Source organism: Pseudomonas sp. GW456-L13 (assembly GCF_017350115.1).
GTDB lineage: Bacteria > Pseudomonadota > Gammaproteobacteria > Pseudomonadales > Pseudomonadaceae > Aquipseudomonas > Aquipseudomonas jessenii.
The window spans coordinates 2,466,126-2,489,758 of record NZ_JACNAS010000001.1 but is presented as its reverse complement, the minus strand read 5'-3'; the positions used below and the strand labels follow the sequence as shown (position 1 = coordinate 2,489,758).

The 23,633-nt window shown below is 59.3% G+C and carries 21 protein-coding genes and 1 other RNA gene; 10 read left to right on the top strand and 12 right to left on the bottom strand.

Features of this window, described 5'->3' with window-relative positions:
* Nucleotides 1–204: 204 nt before the first annotated feature.
* Complete coding sequence (locus tag J4D25_RS11315) at nt 205–2,124, bottom strand: methyl-accepting chemotaxis protein (RefSeq protein WP_057716499.1); 1,920 nt, start codon at nt 2,122–2,124, stop codon at nt 205–207.
* A 259-nt stretch (nt 2,125–2,383) separates the two neighbouring features.
* Here J4D25_RS11315 and J4D25_RS11310 point away from each other — a divergent pair, with 259 nt between their 5' ends.
* The 3 genes from J4D25_RS11310 (at nt 2,384) to J4D25_RS11300 (ending at nt 4,690) form a co-directional block, all read left to right on the top strand.
* Complete coding sequence (locus J4D25_RS11310; protein WP_057716498.1) at nt 2,384–3,055, top strand: phosphoglycerate kinase; 672 nt, start codon at nt 2,384–2,386, stop codon at nt 3,053–3,055.
* Nucleotides 3,056–3,086: 31 nt separating this feature from the next.
* Nucleotides 3,087–3,914: a phosphatase PAP2 family protein gene (locus J4D25_RS11305; RefSeq protein WP_057716497.1), complete on the top strand. Its 828-nt coding sequence runs from the start codon at nt 3,087–3,089 to the stop codon at nt 3,912–3,914.
* 512 nt (nt 3,915–4,426) lie between these two features.
* Nucleotides 4,427–4,690 (top strand): hypothetical protein, encoded by a 264-nt coding sequence (locus J4D25_RS11300; RefSeq protein WP_008047515.1) that lies wholly within the window; start codon nt 4,427–4,429, stop codon nt 4,688–4,690.
* A 96-nt stretch (nt 4,691–4,786) separates the two neighbouring features.
* On the opposite strand, the gene ssrA is transcribed toward J4D25_RS11300, so the two are convergent.
* The 8 genes from ssrA to J4D25_RS11260 form a co-directional block, all read right to left on the bottom strand.
* Nucleotides 4,787–5,183: a transfer-messenger RNA gene (gene ssrA, locus J4D25_RS11295) on the bottom strand.
* A 94-nt stretch (nt 5,184–5,277) separates the two neighbouring features.
* The gene (locus J4D25_RS11290; RefSeq protein WP_057716496.1) at nt 5,278–5,556 is read right to left on the bottom strand and encodes a hypothetical protein; all 279 of its coding nucleotides are present in this window, start codon (nt 5,554–5,556) and stop codon (nt 5,278–5,280) included.
* Nucleotides 5,557–5,890: 334 nt separating this feature from the next.
* The gene (locus J4D25_RS11285; protein ID WP_057716495.1) at nt 5,891–6,166 is read right to left on the bottom strand and encodes a hypothetical protein; all 276 of its coding nucleotides are present in this window, start codon (nt 6,164–6,166) and stop codon (nt 5,891–5,893) included.
* A gap of 202 nt (nt 6,167–6,368) precedes the next feature.
* The gene (locus tag J4D25_RS11280) at nt 6,369–9,179 is read right to left on the bottom strand and encodes an FAD-binding and (Fe-S)-binding domain-containing protein (protein ID WP_057716494.1); all 2,811 of its coding nucleotides are present in this window, start codon (nt 9,177–9,179) and stop codon (nt 6,369–6,371) included.
* Nucleotides 9,176–9,847 (bottom strand): lactate utilization protein, encoded by a 672-nt coding sequence (locus tag J4D25_RS11275; RefSeq protein WP_057716493.1) that lies wholly within the window; start codon nt 9,845–9,847, stop codon nt 9,176–9,178. The genes J4D25_RS11280 and J4D25_RS11275 overlap by 4 nt, the downstream gene beginning before the upstream one ends.
* The gene (locus J4D25_RS11270) at nt 9,844–11,301 is read right to left on the bottom strand and encodes a LutB/LldF family L-lactate oxidation iron-sulfur protein (RefSeq protein ID WP_057716492.1); all 1,458 of its coding nucleotides are present in this window, start codon (nt 11,299–11,301) and stop codon (nt 9,844–9,846) included. The genes J4D25_RS11275 and J4D25_RS11270 overlap by 4 nt, the downstream gene beginning before the upstream one ends.
* Complete coding sequence (locus J4D25_RS11265; RefSeq protein WP_057716491.1) at nt 11,298–12,122, bottom strand: (Fe-S)-binding protein; 825 nt, start codon at nt 12,120–12,122, stop codon at nt 11,298–11,300. The genes J4D25_RS11270 and J4D25_RS11265 overlap by 4 nt, the downstream gene beginning before the upstream one ends.
* A gap of 150 nt (nt 12,123–12,272) precedes the next feature.
* Nucleotides 12,273–13,967, bottom strand: a complete 1,695-nt coding sequence (locus J4D25_RS11260) for a lactate permease LctP family transporter (RefSeq protein ID WP_057716490.1) — start codon at nt 13,965–13,967, stop codon at nt 12,273–12,275.
* A gap of 261 nt (nt 13,968–14,228) precedes the next feature.
* Here J4D25_RS11260 and J4D25_RS11255 point away from each other — a divergent pair, with 261 nt between their 5' ends.
* Complete coding sequence (locus J4D25_RS11255; protein WP_057716489.1) at nt 14,229–14,996, top strand: GntR family transcriptional regulator; 768 nt, start codon at nt 14,229–14,231, stop codon at nt 14,994–14,996.
* A gap of 115 nt (nt 14,997–15,111) precedes the next feature.
* Here J4D25_RS11255 and smpB read toward each other — a convergent pair whose 3' ends face one another.
* Nucleotides 15,112–15,594, bottom strand: coding sequence for an SsrA-binding protein SmpB (gene smpB, locus J4D25_RS11250; RefSeq protein ID WP_008057382.1), 483 nt, complete (start codon nt 15,592–15,594; stop codon nt 15,112–15,114).
* Nucleotides 15,595–15,712: 118 nt separating this feature from the next.
* On the opposite strand from smpB, the gene J4D25_RS11245 reads away from it, so the two are divergent.
* From J4D25_RS11245 to J4D25_RS11235, 3 genes are read left to right on the top strand one after another with little or no spacing between them, the layout of a single operon-like run.
* Complete coding sequence (locus J4D25_RS11245) at nt 15,713–17,116, top strand: sodium-dependent transporter (RefSeq protein WP_057716488.1); 1,404 nt, start codon at nt 15,713–15,715, stop codon at nt 17,114–17,116.
* Between the two features lie 7 nt (nt 17,117–17,123).
* Nucleotides 17,124–17,558, top strand: coding sequence for a type II toxin-antitoxin system RatA family toxin (locus tag J4D25_RS11240; protein ID WP_057716487.1), 435 nt, complete (start codon nt 17,124–17,126; stop codon nt 17,556–17,558).
* Nucleotides 17,551–17,865: an RnfH family protein gene (locus J4D25_RS11235; protein WP_057716486.1), complete on the top strand. Its 315-nt coding sequence runs from the start codon at nt 17,551–17,553 to the stop codon at nt 17,863–17,865. Before J4D25_RS11240 ends, J4D25_RS11235 begins: the two co-directional genes overlap by 8 nt.
* A gap of 61 nt (nt 17,866–17,926) precedes the next feature.
* Here J4D25_RS11235 and J4D25_RS11230 read toward each other — a convergent pair whose 3' ends face one another.
* Nucleotides 17,927–18,454 (bottom strand): outer membrane protein assembly factor BamE, encoded by a 528-nt coding sequence (locus tag J4D25_RS11230; RefSeq protein ID WP_057716485.1) that lies wholly within the window; start codon nt 18,452–18,454, stop codon nt 17,927–17,929.
* A gap of 97 nt (nt 18,455–18,551) precedes the next feature.
* On the opposite strand from J4D25_RS11230, the gene fur reads away from it, so the two are divergent.
* A complete protein-coding gene (gene fur, locus J4D25_RS11225; RefSeq protein ID WP_003197684.1) occupies nt 18,552–18,956 on the top strand; it encodes a ferric iron uptake transcriptional regulator in 405 nt (134 codons plus the stop codon).
* A gap of 76 nt (nt 18,957–19,032) precedes the next feature.
* On the opposite strand, the gene recN is transcribed toward fur, so the two are convergent.
* Nucleotides 19,033–20,706 (bottom strand): DNA repair protein RecN, encoded by a 1,674-nt coding sequence (gene recN, locus J4D25_RS11220; RefSeq protein WP_057716484.1) that lies wholly within the window; start codon nt 20,704–20,706, stop codon nt 19,033–19,035.
* A 240-nt stretch (nt 20,707–20,946) separates the two neighbouring features.
* Between recN and grpE the strand changes: the two genes are divergently transcribed.
* Together grpE and dnaK are read left to right on the top strand one after the other, a co-directional pair.
* Nucleotides 20,947–21,513 (top strand): nucleotide exchange factor GrpE, encoded by a 567-nt coding sequence (gene grpE / locus J4D25_RS11215; RefSeq protein ID WP_015093431.1) that lies wholly within the window; start codon nt 20,947–20,949, stop codon nt 21,511–21,513.
* Nucleotides 21,514–21,615: 102 nt separating this feature from the next.
* Nucleotides 21,616–23,532 (top strand): molecular chaperone DnaK, encoded by a 1,917-nt coding sequence (gene dnaK / locus J4D25_RS11210; protein WP_057716483.1) that lies wholly within the window; start codon nt 21,616–21,618, stop codon nt 23,530–23,532.
* The last annotated feature ends 101 nt before the right edge of the window (nt 23,533–23,633 follow it).

Genomic DNA, 23,633 nt, shown 5'->3' with positions numbered 1-23,633 from the left:
GGCGTAAGTCTTGGAAAGTTGCAGTCAGTCAGACCTCAATCGCGGAAAACCGGTCCTGTAGGAGCGAGCTCGCTCGCGAAGTACCTGCCAGCGCCGCGGTCATTCAGAATGCACGCGTTATCGTTGACCACCATCGCGAGCAAGCTCGCTCCTACAGGACGAGCCTGTTCGCGATTGGATGGTCGATTCAGCGAGCGCTGAACGTCAGACGCGGAAGTGGCTCACCATCTGCTGCAATTGACCACCCAACCGCGCCAGTTCAATGCTGGACTTGGCGGTCTCATCGCTCGCCGCAGCGGTCTGCTCGGACACATCGCGCACGTTGATGATGCTGCGGCTGATCTCTTCCGCCACGGCACTTTGCTGTTCGGCAGCGGCGGCGATCTGCTGGTTCATCGACTGGATGTTGGACACCGTGCGGGTGATGTTCTCCAGTGACTCGCCGGCCTTGCGGGTGAGGGCCACGCTGCTGTCGGTGAGGACGCGGCTGTTGTTCATCACGGCGGACACTTGCTGCGTGCCGTTCTGCAGGCCGGCTACCAGGCCTTCGATTTCCTCGGTGGATTTCTGCGTGCGCTGGGCCAGGCCGCGGACCTCGTCGGCCACCACCGCAAAACCACGACCGGCTTCCCCGGCGCGGGCCGCTTCGATGGCAGCGTTGAGCGCCAGCAGGTTGGTCTGCTCGGCCACGGCCTTGATCACGTCCATGACGCTGCCGATCTTGTCGCTTTCCTGTTGCAGCACGCTCATGGCTTCGGTGGAGCGCAGCACTTCGCTGGCCAGGCGCTCGATCTGGGCGATGGCTTCGTTGACCACTTTGTCGCCTTCACGGGCTTCGCCGTCCGCCGCCGCAGCGGCTTGCGAGGCTTCTTCGGCGTTGCGCGCGACTTCCTGCACGGTGGCGGTCATCTCGTGCATGGCGGTAGCGACCTGATCGGTCTCGACTTTCTGGCTGTTGACCCCGGCACTGGTCTGCTCGGTCACGGCCGACAGCTCTTCGGCGGCGCTGGCGATCTGGGTCACGCCGTCGCGGATGCCGCTGATCAAGTCGCGCAGGGTCACGCCCATGCGCGCGATGCCTTGCTGCAACACGCCGAGTTCATCACGGCGAGTGACCAGCACATTGTGGGACAGGTCACCGCTGGCGATGCGATCGACCACCGCCAGGGTGTCGCGCAATGGACGGGTGATCTGGCGAGTGATGACCACGGCGGCAATGACGCCCACCAGCAGTGCCAGCAACGTGCTGATCAGTTGCAGGGTGCGGGCCTGGGCACTTTCGGCATCACGGCGGTCGAGCTGGATCTGGTACAGCTGATCGCTCTGGGACACGATGGCGGCGCCCTGTTCGGTCATTTCCTTGCGCGCCTGCACCGCGTCATTGCTGGCGGCCTTGTAGGTCTGCAAGGCGCTGCGGTAGTTGCCCAGCGCGGTTTCCAGCTGACGCAAGGCGTCTTGTTGGGAATCGGCGAAATGCACGTTCAGCGGTTTCAGACTGGCGATGGCGGCGTCCAGTTGACCGACGGCTTTTTGCTCGGTCTCGGCATTGGTACTGGCGGTGTAGCCGCGCACTTCGTAGCGGGCCAGCAGGAACGCTTCCTTGGCCGCGGTGATGGCCTGGAACTGTTCGACGCGCTGGTCGCTCAACGGCATTTGCTGCACGCGGGTATTGATGTCATTGATCAGCGTGTTGGCGGTTTCGGCGTTGGCACCCATGGTGTCGCGGGCGCTGTTGCCGGCGCGATAGGCGCTGCGCATCTTGCCCAGGGACGTCCTGTAGGCGTCGATGACGGCGCCTTGCTCTCGCAGCAGCTTGAGGTTTTCCGGGCTCTTGAACTTCGCCAGCAGGGCTTGCTGCTGGGCCGAGAAGGCGTCGAGGGTGGTCTGCACATTCTGCGCGGCGGTTTCGTCGCCGTTGGTCAGCATGTATTGCAGGCGAACCACGCGCAGCTTGGTCAGGCCGGCGTTGAGCTGGGTGATGTCGCTCATCCAGTTGCTGCGGTCGATCAACCCGCCCAGGCTGGTCCAGCCGGTCAGGGCCAGGACGCAGGTCAGTGCCAGGACCAGGCCAAACCCCAGGCCCAGTTTCAGGTTCACGCTGATGTTGCCGAACCAGCTATTCATCTCATTCCTCCAGGAACTTGGTACTTCTTTATCGTCGGTTGGCTGGAAGGTTGTTTTTTTTGGAAGCCGCCAAGCGGTGTAAGCAGGATGTATCGGCAGCAATCCCGGGAGCTGAAAGGTTTTTTCCGCACGGTTCTGTAACAAGACTTTTACAGCGGCTTTAAGCTTTTTTTCACATGGGTTTCACCAGCCACCGACGCGCGTTTCCTTAACCTGCCGGTATCTGATGAGGTAGTGCGTGCCGGCGAGGCGGCTTGATGTGGAATTAAGACTGAGTCTTTTTGGGGTAAAACGCTCGATCGATCTGAACCGCTTCGCCCGTTATCGCAACGCTGCGGTGGTGTTGGTCTCGGCGCTGCTGGTGATCCCGTTGGTGCTGTTCTTGCTGCGACCTGCTGCCGTTGCGGACCTGGCTCACGGCAATGTGACCGGTGCACAGGCGTTGATGACCGGGTGGGCCAAGGGCGACCTGATCGTTCTGGTGCGCCACGTCGAGCGCTGCGATCACTCCTCGGCGCCTTGCCTGGTTGGCAACGATGGCATTACCGAGCGCTCGCGCAGTGTCGCCATGGGTGTCGGTGCGCATTTCCAGAACCTGGGCCTGGACAAGGCCGATATCTACAACAGCCCGATCCTGCGTACGGCGCAGACCGCCGGTTTCATGTTCAACAAGGTCGGCACGGGCGAAGACTGGCTGATCGGTTGCAGGGGCACCATGCTGCGCGACGCATTGGCGCACAAGGTAGCCGGACGTAACCTGATTCTGGTGACCCACAGCGAATGCATGGACCAAATGGAAAAAGACCTCCATTTGCCGACGTCGACCCTGGGTTACGGGGCTTCTTTGTTTATCTCCGCCGAAACGCCGCAGACTCCGCGCATGCTTGGCTTTATCGAAGCATCGGATTGGCCGACGGTGACGACCCGTTGAATGTCACCATCCCTTCGAATCAGGACTGAGCATGCAGACCGCTTCCCGCTTTTACTGGGTGAATTTTGGTATTCCGCTGGCCTGCGCGGTCGCGGTGTTCCTGATGTTCGACATGATCAGTATCGACATCGCCTTCAACAATTACTTTTTTGATCCGGTGACGCAGACGTACCCGTTGGACCAGGTCCATCTGTTCGAAAAAATCACCCACAAATGGGCGCGGATCATTCCGAACTGGACCGGAGAAATGGCGATTATCGGTGCCTTGCTGTCGTTTCTCTGGCCGCGCCTGAAGACTGAAAAGCACTCGAAAATCATCGCCTTCCTGGAAAAAATCAAAGTCGCACCGGTGCTGCGCTTTGCCAATCGCCATCGACGCGACTTTCTCTACGTGGTGTTCGCGTTCTCCATCAGCACCGGGGTCATTCACTACCTCAAGGGCCACACCAGCGTGTATTGCCCGATCGAGACGACCCTGTACGGCGGCAAATTGGAGCACATCGAGTGGTATGAAAATTTCGACCTGTTGAAAGTCGCCGGTGAGGGGCGCTGCTGGCCGGGCGGACATGCATCGGGCGGTTTCACCATGCTGGCGTTGTACTTCGTGGCTCGCCGTTATCGCTGGCGTTATTCGAAAGCGATCATGTACGGCTCGCTGACCCTCGGTTTCATCTATGGCACCACGCGGGTATTGCAAGGGTGGCACTACATGTCCCACACCTTCTGGGCCGGGATCTTCGTATGGCTGGCGTGTTTGCTGACGGCGCTGGCGTTCTACGGGCGAGCGAGGCTGGAACAGCCGGTGCTCTCCAAAGCGCAACAACCGGTGGCGGCGACTCAGATCCAGGCAGCGAATTGAGTTGGTGTTGAACCGCAAAACCCGCATCTCGAAAGGGGTGCGGGTTTTTTGTTGCTCGCGGAAACCTTCAGTGAGTCTCGAATTGCGAATTCGCAGACAAAAAAAAGCCCGCGGGAGGGCGGGCAAACCGTAGTTTCTTGAATGAGCGAGTGCAATGTACAGGCAGTAACGCAACCGTGGGGTGAAGAAAAATTCATCTGGATCAAAGCCTTGTACCAGAGCTTGCGGCATAGCTACGGCAAATGATCCGCGGCAAAGTCTGCTTCCGACCGGTTTGTCTGTCAGGCATCGACTCGACGCCACTACCTGGAAACAAGGAGGTTCGGGCCGGTGCCCATATTGCAACCATGCACATAGCGGCATTGCGCGACTGACCATGTGACCCTATCGTCAGATTTCACCTGCCACAAAGTGTTTTTGTGAGTTGTGGGCGTACGATGTAACTCACGTTTTAGCTGAATGCCTGGGGGAGCGAACGAAGCGACCGAGCGATGTTGAATTGGAGAAAAATCATGATTCGCAAGCACTACTTGAAAGCCCTGGCGACGCTGCTTATCGCCGCTGGCGTGCAGTGGGTGACGCTACCCGTCTACGCGACCGAGCAGGGTGAACAGCGGCGTGAAGCCCGCGATACCAGGCAGGAAGGGCGATCCACTGCCCGGCAAACCAAGGATGAATGCAGAAAGGGCAATGACAAGAGCAACGTGGAATGTCGCCAGGACAAGCGCAGCACCAAGCAGGATACCCGTCGCACAGCTCGGGATATCAAGTACTGATCGTTGGCGTGGGTCCTGTTTCAGACGGTTGCAGGGCTTGCGATACAGCCAGAAACAACAAAGCCCGCACTGGGCGGGCTTCGTTGGTGTCTCAATTGGTGGAGCCGGGGGGATTTGAACCCCCGTCCGCCAGTACTCCGCTGTCGGTACTACATGCGTAGCCGTGTCTATTAAGTTAACCCTCAGCGACCCGACGGGCAGGGTGCTTTGGGCGAGTTGTGTAAGTTTTAGCCGCTTCGTCCACAACGTACTGCACGGCGATTCTGTTCTATATGACAATCACTTTGGGTTTACAGACATCCCCTGGTGATTGCTGGACCCGAAGGTACCAGAAGCTCAGGGCTAAGGCTGCTTACGCAGCGAGAGCGAATTCCTGGCCGTAGTTATCGTCATTGGCAACTATAAGTAGTTGCAACAGTGGATTTACGAGTTCTGTTACCAACTCGGCATGCACCTAAAGTTTCGCAACCGGCGTCGAATCCTAAACGGCCCCGAGCCTGATGCTCTGTGAATCAAGTGAGCAGCAGGCATATACAGTGTACGTCATCACGCCCCGGAAGGCCAACCTGAAGGTTGGCCACCACAGATCATGGGTTTGGTTGGGTGCTCTGTCTGTCAGCGAGCGCCAATGCCTGGGTGGCCTCGGTGACGCATTTTTTGTCGTCTCCGGAGGCTTGTGAGGCTTCGGCGCTGGACATCAGTCTTTTGATCTCCATCGTGGTGTTTGCGGAGTTCGCCGGCAGCGCATTCACTTTGCCTTTGAGCTCTTGCAGCTTGCTCGTACAGAGGTTGTTGTCCGCAGCAAATACAGGAGAGGCCAGCATGGCAGCAGCAATGAACAGGCCAGCGAGTGTGGTGCGTTTCATGGGTATCTCCTTGAGCTGATGGTCTCGGTGCTGTCGTATGAGTAGACGGCCAAGCCGAGCCCGAAAAGTCCGCCCGGTCTGATGGGGCCTACCTCAAAGACTACGATTCAACGCAAGAATTCGTTTTTCTCAGAAAATGTGTCGAGCTTTTGCAGCGATGCGGGCGGTTACACGTATCCAGCCCCCCAGATGCAACAAAACCCGCAATTGGCGGGTTTTGGTTTGCTTCGTATCGGGCACGGCCGGGCTTTGAGCTCCCGGCTGCCAGTACTCCGTTGTTGATGTACGCCAACGCGGCCCGGAAGGCCAACCCGAAGGTTGGCCTTGAGCCGAGTTACTTGGCGCCTTTTTTCGAGTCGGTGACGGCCTTGATAATGTCGTTGGTCTCGGCGATGCAATCATCAATGCCTTCCTTGGTGCCTTTTGCCTGGTCGGCTTTGGCTTGCTCGACGGAGGCTTTTACCTGGTCAGTCATTTCCGGAGGAATCTGTGCCTTGCCGTTTTCGATGGTTTGCAGGTTGACCGCGCATAGGTCTTTTTCGGCCGCAAACGAAGTGGAAGCCATCATGGAAGCAGCAACGAACAAACCTAAAAGCACAGAACGATTCATGTGTTTCTCCTTGAACTGAAGGACCAAGCATTGCTGGCCATCAAATCGGTCTACCGAGTTTTGGGAAGGTCCCGCATTGGCGGGACTTGATCAGTGGACTGCGGCGGCACATCAGGGTTCTTTTTTCTGCTGTAGAACTGTCGATTCCGACAAGAAGCGTTAACGAAGGGCACCTTTATGCACCTTCCTTTAGATCCTGCTATCAGGGCACCCTAGCCTGGGTAACGCGGTCCACCAGATAGACTAGTCCGTGGTAGTCAATGCCGCCATGTTGCGTCAGACCGATCTCGCAGGTACGGCTGGTGGAAATCCCCTCGCTGCACTGCTGCACCGCATCCTTGAGCGTGCGCAGCGAATGGGCGTTCAGCTCCGGCGTGGTGAAGCCCTTGTCGCCGGCAAAGCCGCAGCAGTGAATACCTTCGGGAATGACCACGTTTTTGCTGCACTTGCGCGCCAGGTCGATCAACGCCTGACTTTCGCCGAGGTGCTGAGTGCTGCAGGTCACGTGCACGGCGATCGGCGCCTCCTGTGGCGTGAAGTCCAGGCGATCCATCAGGTGTGTGCGGATGAAACGCACCGGGTCGTACAGGTCCAGGCGGACTTCCCCGAGGTCTTGAACCAGGCGCAAGGTGCAGGGGCTGGTGTCGCAGTAGATCGGGTCGAGCCCGCCACGGCTGGCGTGGAGCAGGGCGCCGATCAGTTCCTGTCGTTTGTGCTCGGCTTGCTCGGCGTAGCCTTTGGAGGCGAATGGCTGGCCGCAGCACAGGTTGTCGAGGTTGTCCGGGAACACTACCTGGTAGCCGGCCTTTTCCAGCAGGCCTCGGGTCTTGTCGTGCAGCGACATTTGCTCCGTATCGCCCACTGCCGGGCCCATGGCGCGGGATACACAGGCCGCCAGATAGACCACGCGCGGGCGCGCGTCCGTCACCGTCGGGCTGAAGCGAATCGGCCGTTCAGGCTGAGGCATGGCGTTGGTCCATTGCGGGACTTGACCCTTGGACAGGCGCGTCAACGTCGCCGACAACTTCGCCAATCTCGGTGCCCCCAGCAACATCCGCGCACCATTGGCCACGTGCAGGGTGAAGCGTGCACCTTGCAGTGCCGTGGCGAAATGTCCTTCAAGCCAGTTAGCGGTTTTCGTATGTGTCGCCTTCCGGCTGCGCAGCTTTTTCACCAGCTCGCCGGTATTGATGCCTACAGGGCAACGTTGTGCGCACAGGCCGGTGGCGGCGCAGGTATCGATGCCTTGATAGTCGTAGGCGGCTTCGAGTTCGGACGTATCGATGCCCGCGCGTTTCTTCGCCTGAATGTCGCGCCAGATCACGATGCGCTGACGCGGGCTCAGGGTCAGGCCTTTTGACGGGCAGACCGGTTCGCAGAAGCCGCATTCGATGCACTTGTCCACAATCTCGTCAGCAGCGGGCAAGGGCTTGAGGTGCTTGAGGTGGATCTGTGGATCTTCGCTGAGCACCACGTCCGGGTTGAGAATGCCATTGGGGTCGAGCAATCGTTTGAGCTGCCACATCAACTGGTAGGCATCGCTGCCCCATTCCAGTTCAACGAACGGCGCCATGTTGCGTCCGGTGCCGTGTTCAGCCTTCAGCGAACCACCGAACTCCACCGCCACCAGTTGCGCCACGTCGTCCATGAACGCCTGATAGCGTGCGACTTCTTCCGGGCTGTTGAAGCCTTGGGTGAAGACGAAGTGCAGATTGCCTTCCAGGGCGTGTCCGAAAAGGATCGCTTCGTCGTAGTGATGTTTGTCGAACAGTTCGATCAGGCGGTTGACGCCGATGGCCAGTTGTTCGACCGGGAAGGTGACGTCTTCGATGATCACCGTGGTGCCGGTCTTGCGCACGGCGCCGACGGCGGGGAAGGTGTCCTTGCGGATGGCCCAGAGCCGGGCGTTTTCTTGCGGGTCTTCGGTGAAGTCGACCTGCTTTTCTACCGGGAACGCCTTGAGCGACGCCATGATCTGCGCCAGTTGCTCGTGCAGCAAAGTGGACGACGCGGCGCGGGATTCGATCAGCAAGGCGCAGGCATTGTTCGACAGATGTTGTACGAAAGCGGGCATGCCGGGTTTGTTCTGTACCGAGCGCAGGCTGCGCCGGTCCAGCAGTTCCACGGCCGACACCGGTTGGCTTTTCAACACGGTGACCGCATTGCAGCAGGTCTCGACATCCGGGAACACAATCAGGGCCGAGGCTTTATTCGGATGGTCGATCACCGTGTCGTAGGTCACGGCACTGATGAACCCGAGCGTGCCTTCGGAGCCGACCAGCAAGTGGCTCAAGATATCCACAGGCTCGTCGAAATCCACCAGTGCATTGAGCGACAGGCCGGTGGTATTTTTCAGGCGGTATTTGTGGCGAATTTTCGCAGCCAGCTCGGTATTTGCGCGGGTCTCGCGGCCCAGGATCGCCAAGCGTTCCAGCAGCGCGGCGTGGCTTTGGCGAAACGCCGTGACGCTGGCGGCATCCTCGGTGTCGAGACGACTGCCATCGGCCAGCACCAGACGAATGCCGGCCAGGGTGTGATAGGTGTTTTGCGCGGTGCCGCAGCACATGCCGCTGGCATTGTTGGCGACGATCCCGCCGATCTTGCAGGCATTGATCGAGGCCGGGTCCGGACCGATCTTGCGTCCGAACGGTGCCAGCCAGGCGTTGGCCTGGGCGCCGATCACCCCCGGTTGCAGGCGGATTTGCGTGCCTTGGCCGCGGATCTCGCGACCGTTCCAGTTATCCCCCAGCACGATCAGCACCGAGTCGCTGATGGCTTGTCCGGACAGACTGGTACCGGCGGCGCGGAAAGTCACCGGCACCTGATCCCGTTGCGCCAGTTGCAGCAGTGCCACCACTTCGTCTTCGGACTCGACGCGGATCACCAGTTGCGGAATCAAACGATAGAAGCTGGCGTCGGTGCCGAAGGCCAGGGTCGACAGCGGGTCGTCGAAACGTCGCTCTTGGGGAATCAGTTGCTGTGCATCACGCAGGAAAGCGGCCGGTAGACTCATAGGTCCTCCAGGATCAGCACCACCAGGTCTTTCGGACCGTGGGCGCCGTACGCCAGCACTTGCTCGATGTCGGCGGTCTTCGACGGGCCGGACACCAGCAGTGCGTTAGTCGGCATGCCCTGGGCCCATTCGAATTCCTGTTGCACCTGATAGAAGTTGTCGCGGATTTCACTGGCCTTGAGCAGGGCGAAATGCACCGGTGGCGCCAGGCTCATCAGGCGCGGTTCTTCCCGGGTCGGCCAGAGAATAAGGCTGCCCGTGGCAGCGATGGCACCGAGGGTTCCAGTGATGCTCGCCGGGGTGTCGTTGAACAGCTCGGCTTTCCATTCTTCAATCGGGCGGTCGTAGGCTTTCAGCATTGGCAGGCCGGGATTATTCGCCCAGTGCTGCGTGATCCGTTGACCGTGGGGCGTTGTCGGTGCGATCAGCAGGCTTGGCAACTGGCGGTCCTGCAGCAACTGCGCGAGTAGCGTCGGCCACTCTTGGCCGGACGTCAGATGAATTTCCGTGTGCACCGCTTCCATCAATTTGCGCAGCTGCGCAATGCGCTGCTCTGGCGCGTAGGTGTAAGGCTGGGTCACCAGATCGACATCGAAGTTGTCGGCCACTGGCGTGGTGCCTGTCAGGCTTTTACGCAGTTTGGCGAGGATATTTTGTTTGGCGCTCATCGGCGTTCTCCCTGTTTGGCCAAGTGCTCGCGGGCCATGTCATGCAATGAGCGGGCAGCGGGTTTCGGTGCGCTGTGGTTTTGCGTCCACGGGCCGACATTGCTCGGCGTAAGGGCGCGCAAACGGGTGGCAAAGAAACCGAACAGGCGATAGAGCGTCGGCGAACTGTTGAGCTTGGCCCAGGCGTTCCAGATGAACCGCTCCTTGCGCGAATACTTGCTGCCCTGGCCGCGCATCACTTGATGGGGGCTGTCCGGGGCCTTGACGTTTTCTTCCCGCAGGCGCCGCAGCAAAGCAGGGATCGGGATTTTCACCGGACACACTTCACCGCAGGCACCGCACAGCGACGAGGCGCTCGGGTGATCCGGGACTTTCGCCAGGCCGACCATGTGCGGGGTGATGATTTTTCCGATAGGCCCGGGGTAAACCTCCCCATAGGCATGGCCGCCGATTCGGGTGTACACCGGGCAATGATTCATACAGGCGCCACAGCGAATGCAGTTCAGGGTCTGGCGCAATTCGCTGTCGGCAAAGGCCTGGCTGCGGCCGTTATCGAGCAGTACGAGGTGCACTTCCTGCGGGCCGTCGAGTTCATGTTCCTTGCGCGGGCCGGAGATCATGTTGACGTAGGTGGTGATCGGAATGCCCAAGGCTGAACGGGTCAGCAGTGACAGCAACGGCACCACATCACGCAGGTTTTCCACGACTTTTTCGATACCGGTGACGGCGATGTGCACGGGTGGCACCGTGGTGGTCATGCGACCGTTGCCTTCGTTTTCCACCAGCAGCAGGGTGCCGGTTTCGGCCACGGCGAAGTTGACACCGGAGACGCCGATGTCCGCTTCAAAGAATTTCTGCCGCAGGACTCTGCGGCCGATCTGAATGAGTTGGTCTACGTCCTTGGTGTATTCCACGCCAAGTTTGTCGTGGAACAAGGACGCGACCTGACCGGCGTTCTTGTGGATTGCCGGCATGATTATGTGTGAAGGCTTCTCGTGGTCGAGCTGGACGATGTACTCGCCCATGTCCGATTCCAGGCATTCAATGCCCTGTTCAGCGAGGACATGGTTCATCTCCATCTCTTCGCTGACCATCGATTTGCCCTTGATCACTTGCCGCCCCTCGTGAGCGCGGATGATCGAGAGGACGATGCCATTGGCCTCGTCCACCGTTTCCGCCCAGTGCACTGTCACACCGTTGCGGGTCAGGTTCTGTTCCAGTTGCTCGAGCAGGTCGGGCAACTTGGAGAGCGCGCGGGCACGGATTGCATTGCCCAGTGCGCGCAAGTGTTCTCTTTCATGGGCATCGCTGAAAGCGGCTGCCCGTTTGGTCATCAGTGAATCCATCGCCTTGCGAAAGTTGCTTCGCAATTGCGGGTCACCCAGTGCGTTGTGGGCGCGGGTGCGGAAATCTTCTTCTACGGCAACCGTAGGAATAATCGTCGAGGTGCTCATTTCACACCTCCGGTTCGCTGCCAGAGGAAGCTGGCCAGATGCTGACCGCGCAATGCTTCCTGCTGTTTTTCCAGCGAGCCGTTGATGTTCATCAAACAGCCGCAGTCGGCACTCAATACCTTGTGCGCGCCGGACTCCTTCAGCGCCCGGGTCTTGTCAGCCACCATCGCGCCGGAAATGTCTGGCATACGGACGCTGAATGTCCCACCAAAGCCACAGCATTCACTTTCGTGATCGTGGTTGACCCGCTCCACATTGCTCAACTGCGCCAACAACTCGCGGCCGTGCAGGTGGGTGTTCATTTCACGGCGTGCCGAGCACGAGGTGTGCAGCGCCACTTTTACGGGCTCGCCGCCGTCCTTGAGCTGCACCTTGCAGACAAACAACAGGAACTCGGCCAGCTCGTAGGTTCTGGCCGCCAGGGCCTGGACCTGTTTCAACGTGTCCGGCTCGTCCTTGAACAAGTCGGCGTAATGTTCGCGCAGCATGCCCGCGCAAGAGCCTGAGGGCACCACCACCGGATAGTCGCCGGCAAACAGCGCCAGTTGCGAGCGCGCCACGGTCCGTGCCTGCTCGGTGTAACCCGAGGTGTAGGCCGGTTGGCCGCAGCAGCTTTGCCCTTGCGGGTATTCGACACGAATGCCTTCACGCTCCAGCAGGTGAATCGCATCCATCCCGGCTTCCGGGTAGAACAAATCGACCACGCAGGTCCCGAACAGGTAGACCCGTGACGGTTTCTCGCTGGGGTATTGCCGAGGCTCGGGCAGTGGCGGGGCGACACGGGTCGCATTCGGCACGGCGTTGTAAAAAAGCTCGCTCATCAGGCGGTCTCCGGGTGGTCCCGGTTATTCGTCTGTTGAGGCTGCTGAATATAGAGCCGGTAGCTTTCAGCAGCCTTACAGACCGGGGTGTGAATAGCGGACGCCGGGGGCGTGGCCCGGCGTCGGTTTTTATCGTGTTGCCTGTAGTCCTTAGTGCACCAGCATGCCGGTGAACCAGTAGGCCTGGGCCAACGTGATCAAGCCGACAATCGTTGCAAAGAATAGGCTGTGCTTGAGGGTGAAGCGGAACAGATCCGATTCTTTGCCCACCAGGCCGGTCGCGGCACAAGCCACGGCGATCGATTGTGGCGAGATCATCTTGCCGGTCACGCCACCACTGGTGTTCGCCGCCACCAGCAAGGTGTCGTTGACGCCGATCTGGTGCGCAGTGGTCGCTTGCAGCGAACTGAACAGGGCGTTGGACGAGGTATCGGAGCCAGTGAGGAATACGCCCAGCCAGCCGAGGAACGGCGAGAAGAACGGGAACGCTGCACCGGTGCCAGCCAACACCAGGGCCATGGTCGAAGACATGCCCGAGTAGTTGGTGACGAAGGCAAACGCCAGCACCATGCCGATGGACAGGATCGGCCAGCGCAGTTCGTAGAAGGTCTCTTTAAAAGTGGTCAGACCAGTTTTGATATTGATCTTCAGCACCAGCATCGAGATCAGCGCCGAGAAGAAAATCGCCGTGCCGGTGGCGGAAATCGGGTCCAGTTTGAACACTGCCGGAAGGGCGGTTGGCGCGACTACGATCGGTGCGACCTTGATCACCATCTGGTCCAGGTGCGGGATGGCGAAGTTGAATACGAAGCTGTACATCGAACCGCCGGCGGCGAACATCGCCTTGAACGGCTTCAGGGTCCAGATGGTGACCAGTACGGTCAGGATCAGGAACGGCGACCATGCCTTGAAGATTTCCCCAAGGCTGTAGGGCGAAGCCACGGTGGTGCGCTTCTGACCGAAACCACCGACGCTGGCGCTTACCACTGAGGCCGAGACAGCGCCGACGATGTGTTGGCCGGCGGCGCGTTTTGGTTGCCAGACTTTCAGGAACAGGGTCAGGGAAATCAGGCTGGCCAGGGCCGAGGTGATGTCCGGCAGTTCCGGGCCGATGAAGTTCGAGGTGAAGTACTGGGTGACGGCAAAGCTCAAGCCGGCCACCAGCGCTGCCGGCCACGTTTCCCGCACGCCGCGCAGGCCGTCCATCATGAACACCAGCCAGAACGGCACGAACAGCGACAGCAGCGGCAGTTGGCGGCCGGTCATGGCGCCGATCTTGAACGCGTCGATACCGGTCACTTGCCCGGCAACGATGATCGGAATGCCCAGGGCGCCGAAGGCCACCGGCGCGGTGTTGGCGATCAGGCACAGGCCGGCGGCGTACAGCGGGTTGAAGCCAAGACCTACCAGCAGCGCAGCGGTAATCGCCACGGGTGCGCCAAAACCGGCTGCACCTTCGAGGAAGGCGCCGAAGCAGAAACCGATCAGCAGAACCTGCAGGCGCTGGTCATCGGTGATCGACAGAACCGAACTGCGGATGACTTCAAACTGCCCGCTCTTGACCGTCAGTTTGTAGAGGAACACCGCTGCCACGATGATCCAAGCGATCGGCCACAGGCCATAAGCGAAGCCATACCCGGCGGCGGCGAACGCCATATCGACCGGCATCTGGAAGGCGAAGATCGCCACCAGGATCGACAAGGCCAGGGTGATGCTGCCGGCCACATGTCCTTTGAGGCGGAACACGGCCAAAGCCAGGAAGAAAAATACGATGGGGATGACGGCGGCGAGTGCGGACAAGCCGAGGCTGCCAAGCGGGGTATAGAGCTGTTGCCAGGTTTGCATATGGGGTGGCCCCTAATTGTTGTTGGTCAGGCACTGATCAGCGTTCTTGGATAATTGGTAAGACCAATTTACAATCGCTGTTGGCTAGGGTAAAAGCCTTGTAGGCGGTGTGTCAATTTGCCGCCCTAAAACTTTTGTCGAATGCAAAGTCCGCAGGTCGCCTGCCTGGTAAGACCAAATGCGTTGTGGCAGGTGCTGGCGCGGCGCCGATAGGCCAGAATAGAGCCCCGGCGAGCCGTCGGATCGTGGAGTAATCGAGTTATGGGGTTTGATCAGATTCGTCAGCGCCGTTTGTCTGACGATATTGTCGAGCAGCTTGAGGGCATGATCCTCGAGGGCACGCTGAAAGCGGGTGAGCGCTTGCCGGCCGAACGTGCGTTGGCCGAACAATTTGGCGTGTCACGCCCTTCATTGCGCGAAGCCATTCAGAAGCTGACCGCCAAAGGCCTGCTGGTCAGTCGCCAGGGCGGCGGCAACTATGTGGTGGAGTCGCTGGGTAGCACCTTCAGTGATCCCTTGTTGCACTTGCTGGAAAGCAACCCCGAGGCACAGCGCGATCTGCTGGAGTTTCGGCATACGCTGGAAGCGTCTTGCGCCTACTACGCGGCGTTGCGTGCCACTGATGTGGATCGCGAGCGACTGACCGCAGCATTCAACGAATTACAGGACTGCTATTCGCGTCACGAAGAGGTGAGTCGTGCCGAAGAGGGTGCGGCGGACGCAAGCTTTCACCTGGCGATCGCCGAGGCCAGCCACAATGCTGTGCTGCTTCACACCATTCGCGGGCTGTTCGACCTGCTCAAGCGCAACGTGGTGACGAACATAGGTGGCATGTACAAGCAGCGCACTGAAACCCGCGACATGCTGATCACGCAGCATCGAGAGTTGTATCAGGCGATTATCGAAGGGCGGGCGGAGCAGGCGCGGGAAGTTTCCAGCCGACACATTCTGTATGTGCAGGAGGTACTGGAGGAGGTGCGTCAGGAAGTGCAGCGCGTGGCCCGGGCGGAACGGCGCAAGGGGATGTAGCCAGTCGGTTCCATATCGTTTGTGAGGTTGCTTTCGCGGGCAAGCTCGCTCCCACAGGTACACCGAAACCCTGTGGGAGCGGGCTTGCCCGCGAAGGGGCCTCAAGGCGAAAGAGTCAGTCTTCCTTGCCCTTGTTGCGCACCGCACGCTGCAACTCGCGACCAGCGTCGCGTTCGCGCTCGGTATCGCGCTTGTCGTACTCCTTCTTGCCCTTGCCCAGAGCGATCTCGCACTTGACCATGTGCTTGCTCCAGTACCAGGACAGGCACACGCAGGCATAACCCTTTTGCTGCACGGCCGCGGCCAGCTTTTCCAGCTCGCGCCGGTTGAGCAGCAATTTACGGGTGCGCACCGGATCGGCAATGACGTGGGTACTGGCGGTCGTCAGGGGCGTAATGTGGCTGCCGAGCAGCCAGGCTTCGCCATCCTTGAGCAGTACGTAGCTGTCAACCAGCTGCAGCTTGCTTGCCCGCAGACTTTTTACTTCCCAGCCGGCCAGGACCAGACCAGCCTCGAAACGATGTTCGATGAAGTAATCGTGTCGCGCCTTTTTGTTTTGCGCGATGGTCCCTGTTGGGTGTTTCTTCTGTTTAGCCATAGGGGCGGCATTATAGGGAGTTGCACGCGAGTCGGCTACGGTGTTGCTACGTGCTTGAGCAGGTTGATTGAATCCCGGACAATGCGGCCTCTTTTTTGAACGCTTGGGCGTGATAACGATGTCGACAGACAAGGTTTCTGTCCACGGCAGTTGGGCTAGCCGCTGGGTCTTCATACTCGCCGCGACCGGTTCGGCCGTGGGGCTGGGTAGTATCTGGAAATTCCCGTACATGGTCGGCGTCTATGGCGGCGGCGCCTTCGTGCTGATGTTCCTGGCCTGTATCGCATTGATCGGCGTGCCGGTCATGCTGGCGGAAACCCTGATCGGCCGGCGTGCCCGGCAGAGTCCGGCCAATGCCTTGAAGATGCTGGCGGTCGAGGCGGGGCACTCGGCCAAATGGTCCTGGGGCGCGTTTGCCGGGATGATCACGGCATTGCTGATCCTGTCGTTCTACAGTGTGGTTGGCGGCTGGTCGCTGGACTACATCATCGACATGGGGCGTGGCGACTTCCAGGGCGCGACGCCTGATCAAGTGGGGGCTTACTTCGGCAATGTGATCGCCGATCCCTGGCGCCTGACACTTTGGCACACGATTTTCATGCTGTTGTCAGCGGTGGTGATCGCCAAGGGCGTGGTTGCCGGGCTTGAACGCAGTTTGCGCATCATGATGCCGTTGTTGTTCGTGATGATCCTCGTGCTGCTGGGCTACAGCATGACCACCGGTCATTTCATGGAAGGCGTGCATTTCATGTTCGACTTCCACCCGGAAAAGGTCATGGACGGCTTGTTGCCCGCGATGGGGCATGCGTTCTTTTCCCTGAGCGTGGGCGTTGGCTCGATCATGATCTACGGTGCGTACATGCCGAAGAACTCATCGATTTCAGGGACGGTTGTCGGCGTGGCGCTGCTCGACACCTTCGTTTCCCTGGTGGCCGGCCTGGCGTTGTTTCCGATTGTTTTCGCGGCGGGCCTGAATCCGAGCGAAGGGCCGGGGCTGATGTTCGTCAGCCTGCCGTTTGCCTTCGGTAACGTAGCGTTCGGGCAATTGATGGGTGTTGTGTTCTTCGTGCTGGTGGCGGTCGCTGCCTGGAGTTCGGCGATTTCCCTGCTGGAACCGATGGTGGCCTACCTGGTCGAGCGCACTAAAGTGAGTCGTGCCTGGGTCACCTTCTGGCTGGCGTTCAGCTGCTGGTTTGTCGGCCTGGGTACGGTGTTCTCCTTCAATATCTGGAAGGAGGCCAAGTTCTTCGTGAACGAAGGCGGGATGTTCCACCTCTACCAATGGGGAGCGGCCGGAGGCCTCGACTTCTTTGGTGTGATCGATTTCTTCACCTCGCGACTCATGCTGCCGCTTGGCGGTTTGTGTTTCGTGGTGTTTGCGGGCTGGATCATGGGGCGTGAAGCGGTGCGTGACGAGTTGTCGATCCGTAACCCTGCGCTGTTTGGCCTGTCCTTGTTCTTGATGCGCTATGTGGCGCCCATCGGCATTCTCGTAGTGTTTGCCGCCCAGCTGTGGAAGTGACGCTGACATGACGACACACATTTCACGTTCGGCCTTGCTGCCGTACCCGGCGCAAGCGCTGTATGACCTGGTCAACGACGTGGCGCGCTATCCGGAGTTTCTGCCGTGGTGCTCGTCCGCCGAAGTCCTGGAGAGCTCACCTGAGCATATGCGGGCGAGTGTCGGCGTGGCGAAGGGTGGCCTCAGTCAGCATTTCGTGACGCGCAACACGTTGATTCCGGGGCAGTCGATCGAAATGAACCTCGAAGAGGGCCCTTTCACCCAATTGCATGGCATCTGGGTATTCAAGGCGCTGACCGACAAAGCCTGCAAGATCAGCCTCGATCTGTCATTCGATTATGCCGGGCCGCTGGTTCGCGCCACTTTGGGGCCGCTGTTCAATCAGGCGGCCAACACTTTGGTGGATGCGTTCTGCCAGCGCGCCAAGCAGATACATGGTTGAGGTCATGATTGAAGTCGAGGTGGTCTACGCGGCCGTAGACCGTCAGGTGCTGCTGACAGTGGCAGTACCTGTCGGAACGACCGTGCGGGCGGCCTTGCTCAGGTCGGCCGTGGCTGAAGAGTTTCCGGAGCTGGATCTGACCCATTGCCCTGTGGGGATCTTCGGCAAGGTGGTCGCTGACCCGGGGAGTCGGGTAGTCCAGGCCGGGGATCGCATCGAGATTTACCGCCCGTTGCTGGCCGATCCGAAAGAGGTGCGCCGACTGCGCGCGGCGAAAGCTGCCGAGGCCAAAGCGCGGAATCAGTGAGTGGCTTGAACGCCAGACAATAAAAAGCCCGGGCATGCCGGGCTTTTTATTGCGTCGCAAATTATTGCGGCGAGGTGTCCAGTGGCTCCGGCGTCGGGACCGGAACGGTTTCTACGCCGTCGACGTCCTTCTGGATCTGATCCAGCAACGAACCTGGCTTGACCGGTTTTTCCGGTTTTGGCTTCTCGACGTTTTCTGCCGGGGCAGCCACTGTCGTGCCGCTGTCCTTGCCGAGAATGGCTTCGTCACGGCTCACGCCTGGCATGAAATCACCAGAGAGGCTGACAAGCTGATCATTTGGGTTGAAGATAACGCTAATGCGTTCCTGTTGGCGTTCACCGCCACCCGGTTGCAGGCTGTACAGATAATCCCAGCGATCGGCATGGAACGTGTCAGTCAGCAGAGGGTTGCCCATGATAAACCGTACTTGCTTACGGGTCATTCCCGGGCGTAACTGGTCTATCATGTCCTGCGTGACGACATTGCCCTGCTGGATGTCGATTTTGTAAACCCCGGGGAATGAACAACCGGCGAGTGCGAGCAGTCCCACAAAGGTGAAACTGGTTAGCAAGAGCTTGGTGTTTTGCATCGGTGGGCGACTTCCACTATCTTGGCTGGGACAACGTAAACGCCGATCATACCCGCATTAAGAGAAGCTGCGAAGCAGCATCGCGAGAAAGCTGACCATGGTTGAAAATAGCGAACTACGCAAAGCCGGCCTCAAAGTGACCCTGCCACGGGTCAAAATTCTGCAAATGCTCGATTCCGCCGAGCAGCGCCACATGAGTGCCGAGGATGTCTACAAGGCCCTTATGGAGGCTGGTGAGGACGTCGGTCTGGCCACGGTTTACCGTGTTCTGACCCAGTTCGAGGCAGCTGGCCTTGTGGTGCGGCACAACTTCGACGGAGGCCATGCGGTCTTCGAACTGGACGACGGAAAGCATCACGACCATATGGTCAACGTCGAAACCAGCGAAGTGATCGAATTCTTCGACGAAGAAATCGAGCGGCTTCAGAAAGCAATCGTCGACAAGTATGGCTTCGAGATGGTTGATCACAATCTGGTGCTGTACGTGCGCAAGAAAAAGTAAGCATGTCGCGCGAACATTCAGTTCGCGAAACGAACGAAGGCGACCCCAGGGTCGCCTTCGTGCTTTCTGCCTTTATTCAGGCTTTTGCGGCCACCACCATTTTTTTGGCATGCGCCAGGGATTCCTTGGTGAGGTCGATGCCGCCCAGCATCCGTGCGACTTCTTCGACGCGGTCGTTTTTGCTCAATCTGGAAACGGCCGTGCGGGTGGCATCTTCGCCGCGCACTTTATGCACAAATAGATGTTGATGGCCTTGCGCTGCCACTTGCGGCAAGTGGGTCACGGTCAGTACCTGCCCGCGCTCGCCGAGGCGACGCAACAGCTGGCCGACGATTTCTGCAGTCGGACCACCGATACCAACGTCCACTTCGTCGAACACCAGAGTGGGAACGCGAGATGTCTGCGCGGTGATCACCTGGATCGCCAGGCTGATCCGTGACAGCTCGCCTCCGGATGCAACTTTTGCCAAGGCTTTCAATGGTTGGCCCGGGTTGGCGCTGACCAGTAGTTCAACCTGTTCAAGTCCGTTAGGCAGCAGTTCGTCGCTACTGTTTGGGCGCAACTCGATGGTGAAACGCCCGCCAGGCATGCCCAGGCGCTGGATCTCCTGTTCCACGGCGCTGGCCAGGCTACTCGAGGCTTGATGGCGCAGGTCGCTCAGTTCGCGAGCCTTTTCCTGATAATGGCGAGCGTATGAAGACAGCTCATCGCTCAGTCGCTCGATTGATTCGTCGTTGGCGTTGAGGGTTTCGATTTCATCCAGCAGTTTCTGCTGCATCTCGGCAACTTCGGTCGGCTGGATGCGGTGTTTGCGCGCCAGGGTGTAGATCGCGTCGAGGCGCTCTTCAAGGTATTGAAGGCGCGATGGATCGGCGTCGAAGTTGTCGAGGAAGCGGTTCAGTTCACCCACGGCCTCTTCAACCTGGATCTGTGCACTGGTCAACAGGCTGCTGGCTTCGCCCAGCGCACCGATCGAGCTGTTCACGCTCGACAGGCGGTTGAGGCTGGCGGTCAGGGCGTTCAGTACATTCCCGGAATCACTTTCACTGCATTGCTCGACGACTTGCCGGCAGATCCCGAGCAAGGTCTCTGCGTTGGTCAGGTTCTTGTGTTCCTGCTCAAGCTGCTCCAGCTCGTTGTCGCCAAGGCCAAGGTTCTCCAGTTCTTCGAGTTGATAGCTGAGCAACTGATGGCGAGCGCGTTGCTCATCGCCGGAGTTGGAGAGTCGCTCCAGTTCCTGGCGGGTCTGGCGCCAACGCTGGGCGGCGAGCTGAACCTGACGGGCAAGGTCGGTCGCGCCGGCATATTCATCGAGCAGGCGGCGGTGAGTATCGGTCTTGAGCAGGGATTGGTGTTCGTGCTGGCTGTGAATGTCGATCAGCAGCTCGCCCAGCGCCTTGAGGTCGCCAAGCGGGCAGGGCGTGCCGTTGATGTAGCCGCGCGAACGTCCTTCGGATGTGATGACCCGGCGCAGGATGCACGGGCCGTCGTTTTCGAGGTCGCGTTCGGCCAGCCAGGCGCTGGCTTCCGGAATGTCGACCAGATCGAAGGTGGCCAGGATATCGGCCTTGTCGGCGCCGGGGCGGACCACGCCGCTGTCGGCGCGATCACCCAGGGTAAGGCCCAGCGCGTCGAGCATGATCGACTTGCCCGCGCCGGTTTCTCCGGTGATCACGCTCATCCCGCGATCGAGTTCGAGATCGAGATGTTCAACGATGGCGTAGTTGTGTACGGACAGGTGCACCAGCATATGGGCCGCTCCCAGGTGTTAGGTCTGGTTATTTATACAGTGTTTTGTTTCGGGCTGACAATGCCCCTCGTTAGCTCGATTCGCTCGGACCGACGAAAGCCTTATCGCGACCGGGAATGACAAAGCAGTTGTTTTTTGTAGGGTTAATCGTCGGCCCCCCTTGAAGCCGGATTTTGCGGCCCCATATAGCTGGGCAGACGCGCGAGTTGAGCTCGCGGACGAAATTGAAAGGAGAAATCTATGGCTGACGAACAGACAGTGGATACGCAAAACCCAGACGCCAACCAGGCGCCCGAGGCTTCGGGTGATGACCTGGCGGCTCGTGTACAAGTGCTCGAAGAGCAACTGGCAGGCGCTCAGGATCAGGCTTTGCGTGTAGCCGCCGATCTGCAGAACGTCCGCCGTCGCGCCGAGCAGGATGTGGAGAAGGCTCACAAGTTCGCGCTGGAAAAATTCGCCGGCGACCTGCTGCCGATCGTCGACAGCCTGGAGCGTGGCCTGGAACTGTCCAGCCCGGACGACGAAAGCATCCGTCCGATGCGCGAAGGCATCGAGCTGACCCTGAAAATGTTCCACGACACTCTCAAGCGTTATCAGCTTGAAGCGATCGATCCGCATGGCGAACCGTTCAACGCCGTTCAGCATCAGGCAATGGCCATGCAGGAAAGCGCAGATGTCGAGCCGAACAGCGTTCTGAAGGTGTTCCAGAAGGGCTATCAGCTCAATGGTCGCCTGTTGCGCCCGGCGATGGTCGTGGTCAGCAAGGCGCCTGCGCCGGTTTCGCCTTCGATTGACGAGCAGGCTTGAAATCCGCCGCAAGGCCCCCATTTATAAGTCAAGCGTTTAAGTGCTACCGCAGTTAGCCACCACTGCTGCGGCAACCAAATCCAAAGTTTCGGGAGAGTGAACATGGGCAAAATTATCGGTATCGACCTGGGGACTACCAACTCCTGCGTCTCCGTGCTGGAAAACGGCAAGGCAAAAGTTATTGAAAACGCTGAAGGCGCGCGTACCACGCCGTCGATCATCGCTTACGCCAACGATGGCGAAATCCTGGTTGGCCAGTCGGCCAAGCGTCAGGCCGTGACCAATCCGCACAACACCCTGTACGCGGTGAAGCGTCTGATCGGTCGTCGTTTCGACGAAGAAGTCGTGCAGAAAGACATTCAGATGGTCCCTTACAAGATCGTCAAGGCTGACAACAGCGACGCCTGGGTTGAAGTGAACGGCCAGAAAATGGCACCGCCACAAATCTCGGCTGAAATCCTTAAGAAGATGAAGAAGACCGCCGAAGACTATCTCGGCGAGACCGTGACTGAAGCGGTGATCACCGTTCCGGCCTACTTCAACGACAGCCAGCGCCAGGCGACCAAAGACGCCGGCCGCATCGCTGGCCTGGACGTAAAACGTATCATCAACGAACCAACCGCAGCTGCTCTGGCTTACGGCATGGACAAGGCCAAGGGCGATCACACCGTGATCGTTTACGACCTGGGCGGCGGTACTTTCGACGTTTCCGTGATCGAGATCGCTGAAGTCGATGGCGAGCACCAGTTCGAAGTACTGGCCACCAACGGTGACACGTTCCTGGGCGGTGAAGACTTTGACATTCGTCTGATCGACTACCTCGTCGACGAATTCAAGAAAGAAAGCGGCATGAACCTCAAGGGCGACCCGCTGGCCATGCAGCGCCTGAAAGAAGCTGCTGAAAAAGCCAAGATCGAACTGTCCTCGAGCCAGTCGACCGACGTGAACCTGCCGTACATCACTGCAGACGCCACCGGTCCTAAGCACTTGAACGTGAAGATCTCCCGCGCCAAGCTCGAAGCGCTGGTGGAAGACCTGGTTCAGCGCACCATCGAACCTTGCCGCATCGCAATGAAAGATGCCGGTATCGACGTTGGCGCGATCAACGACGTGATCCTGGTGGGCGGTCAGACCCGTATGCCACTGGTTCAGAAGCTGGTAACCGAGTTCTTCGGTAAAGAAGCTCGTAAAGACGTCAACCCGGACGAAGCGGTTGCCATGGGTGCTGCCATCCAGGGTGCGGTACTGGCCGGTGACGTGAAAGACGTTCTGCTGCTCGACGTCAGCCCGCTGACCCTGGGTATCGAAACCATGGGTGGCGTGATGACCGCGCTGATCGAGAAAAACACCACGATTCCTACCAAGAAATCGCAAGTGTTCTCGACTGCCGACGACAACCAGGGCGCCGTGACCATTCACGTGCTGCAAGGCGAGCGTAAGCAAGCCGCACAGAACAAGTCCCTGGGCAAGTTCGACCTGGCCGACATTCCACCAGCTCCACGTGGCGTGCCGCAGATCGAAGTGACCTTCGACATCGACGCCAACGGCATCCTGCACGTAGGTGCGAAGGACAAGGCTACCGGCAAGACTCAGTCGATCGTGATCAAGGCCAACTCCGGTCTGTCCGACGAAGAAATCGAGCGCATGGTGCGTGATGCCGAGGCTAACGCCGAGGAAGATCGCAAGTTCGAAGAGCTGGCCGCTGCCCGTAACCAGGGTGATGCACTGGTTCACTCGACTCGCAAAATGGTCTCCGACGCCGGCGATAAAGTGACCGCTGAAGAGAAGACTGCAATCGAAGCTGCCGTAGTTGCCCTGGAAGCCGCCGTTAAAGGCGACGACAAGGCTGCTATCGACGCCAAGGTTGAAGAACTGTCGAAAGTCTCCGCTCCAGTGGCGCAGAAGATGTACGCCGAACAGGCTCAGCCTGCTGAAGGCGCGGCACCGCACGACGACAAGGCAGAAAAGGCTGACGACGTTGTCGACGCCGAGTTCGAAGAAGTCAAAGACCACAAGTAAGTTGTTGGTCGGCCGGTTGACTGCCTTTAGGTGGTGACTGGTAGGATGTCGCCGCGCGGGAGCTTGCTCCCGCGTTGGCGTATCTGGAATACGCGAATTTT

What these genes read in the sequence shown, in the direction of transcription:
- J4D25_RS11315 (WP_057716499.1), bottom strand. Translation starts at nt 2,124, where the DNA reads ATGAATAGCTGGTTCGGCAACATCAGCGTGAACCTGAAACTGGGCCTG.
- J4D25_RS11305 (WP_057716497.1), top strand. Translation starts at nt 3,087, where the DNA reads ATGCAGACCGCTTCCCGCTTTTACTGGGTGAATTTTGGTATTCCGCTG.
- J4D25_RS11300 (WP_008047515.1), top strand. Translation starts at nt 4,427, where the DNA reads ATGATTCGCAAGCACTACTTGAAAGCCCTGGCGACGCTGCTTATCGCC.
- J4D25_RS11290 (WP_057716496.1), bottom strand. Translation starts at nt 5,556, where the DNA reads ATGAAACGCACCACACTCGCTGGCCTGTTCATTGCTGCTGCCATGCTG.
- J4D25_RS11285 (WP_057716495.1), bottom strand. Translation starts at nt 6,166, where the DNA reads ATGAATCGTTCTGTGCTTTTAGGTTTGTTCGTTGCTGCTTCCATGATG.
- J4D25_RS11280 (WP_057716494.1), bottom strand. Translation starts at nt 9,179, where the DNA reads ATGAGTCTACCGGCCGCTTTCCTGCGTGATGCACAGCAACTGATTCCC.
- J4D25_RS11275 (WP_057716493.1), bottom strand. Translation starts at nt 9,847, where the DNA reads ATGAGCGCCAAACAAAATATCCTCGCCAAACTGCGTAAAAGCCTGACA.
- J4D25_RS11270 (WP_057716492.1), bottom strand. Translation starts at nt 11,301, where the DNA reads ATGAGCACCTCGACGATTATTCCTACGGTTGCCGTAGAAGAAGATTTC.
- J4D25_RS11265 (WP_057716491.1), bottom strand. Translation starts at nt 12,122, where the DNA reads ATGAGCGAGCTTTTTTACAACGCCGTGCCGAATGCGACCCGTGTCGCC.
- J4D25_RS11260 (WP_057716490.1), bottom strand. Translation starts at nt 13,967, where the DNA reads ATGCAAACCTGGCAACAGCTCTATACCCCGCTTGGCAGCCTCGGCTTG.
- J4D25_RS11255 (WP_057716489.1), top strand. Translation starts at nt 14,229, where the DNA reads ATGGGGTTTGATCAGATTCGTCAGCGCCGTTTGTCTGACGATATTGTC.
- smpB (WP_008057382.1), bottom strand. Translation starts at nt 15,594, where the DNA reads ATGGCTAAACAGAAGAAACACCCAACAGGGACCATCGCGCAAAACAAA.
- J4D25_RS11245 (WP_057716488.1), top strand. Translation starts at nt 15,713, where the DNA reads ATGTCGACAGACAAGGTTTCTGTCCACGGCAGTTGGGCTAGCCGCTGG.
- J4D25_RS11240 (WP_057716487.1), top strand. Translation starts at nt 17,124, where the DNA reads ATGACGACACACATTTCACGTTCGGCCTTGCTGCCGTACCCGGCGCAA.
- J4D25_RS11235 (WP_057716486.1), top strand. Translation starts at nt 17,551, where the DNA reads ATGGTTGAGGTCATGATTGAAGTCGAGGTGGTCTACGCGGCCGTAGAC.
- J4D25_RS11230 (WP_057716485.1), bottom strand. Translation starts at nt 18,454, where the DNA reads ATGCAAAACACCAAGCTCTTGCTAACCAGTTTCACCTTTGTGGGACTG.
- fur (WP_003197684.1), top strand. Translation starts at nt 18,552, where the DNA reads ATGGTTGAAAATAGCGAACTACGCAAAGCCGGCCTCAAAGTGACCCTG.
- recN (WP_057716484.1), bottom strand. Translation starts at nt 20,706, where the DNA reads ATGCTGGTGCACCTGTCCGTACACAACTACGCCATCGTTGAACATCTC.
- grpE (WP_015093431.1), top strand. Translation starts at nt 20,947, where the DNA reads ATGGCTGACGAACAGACAGTGGATACGCAAAACCCAGACGCCAACCAG.
- dnaK (WP_057716483.1), top strand. Translation starts at nt 21,616, where the DNA reads ATGGGCAAAATTATCGGTATCGACCTGGGGACTACCAACTCCTGCGTC.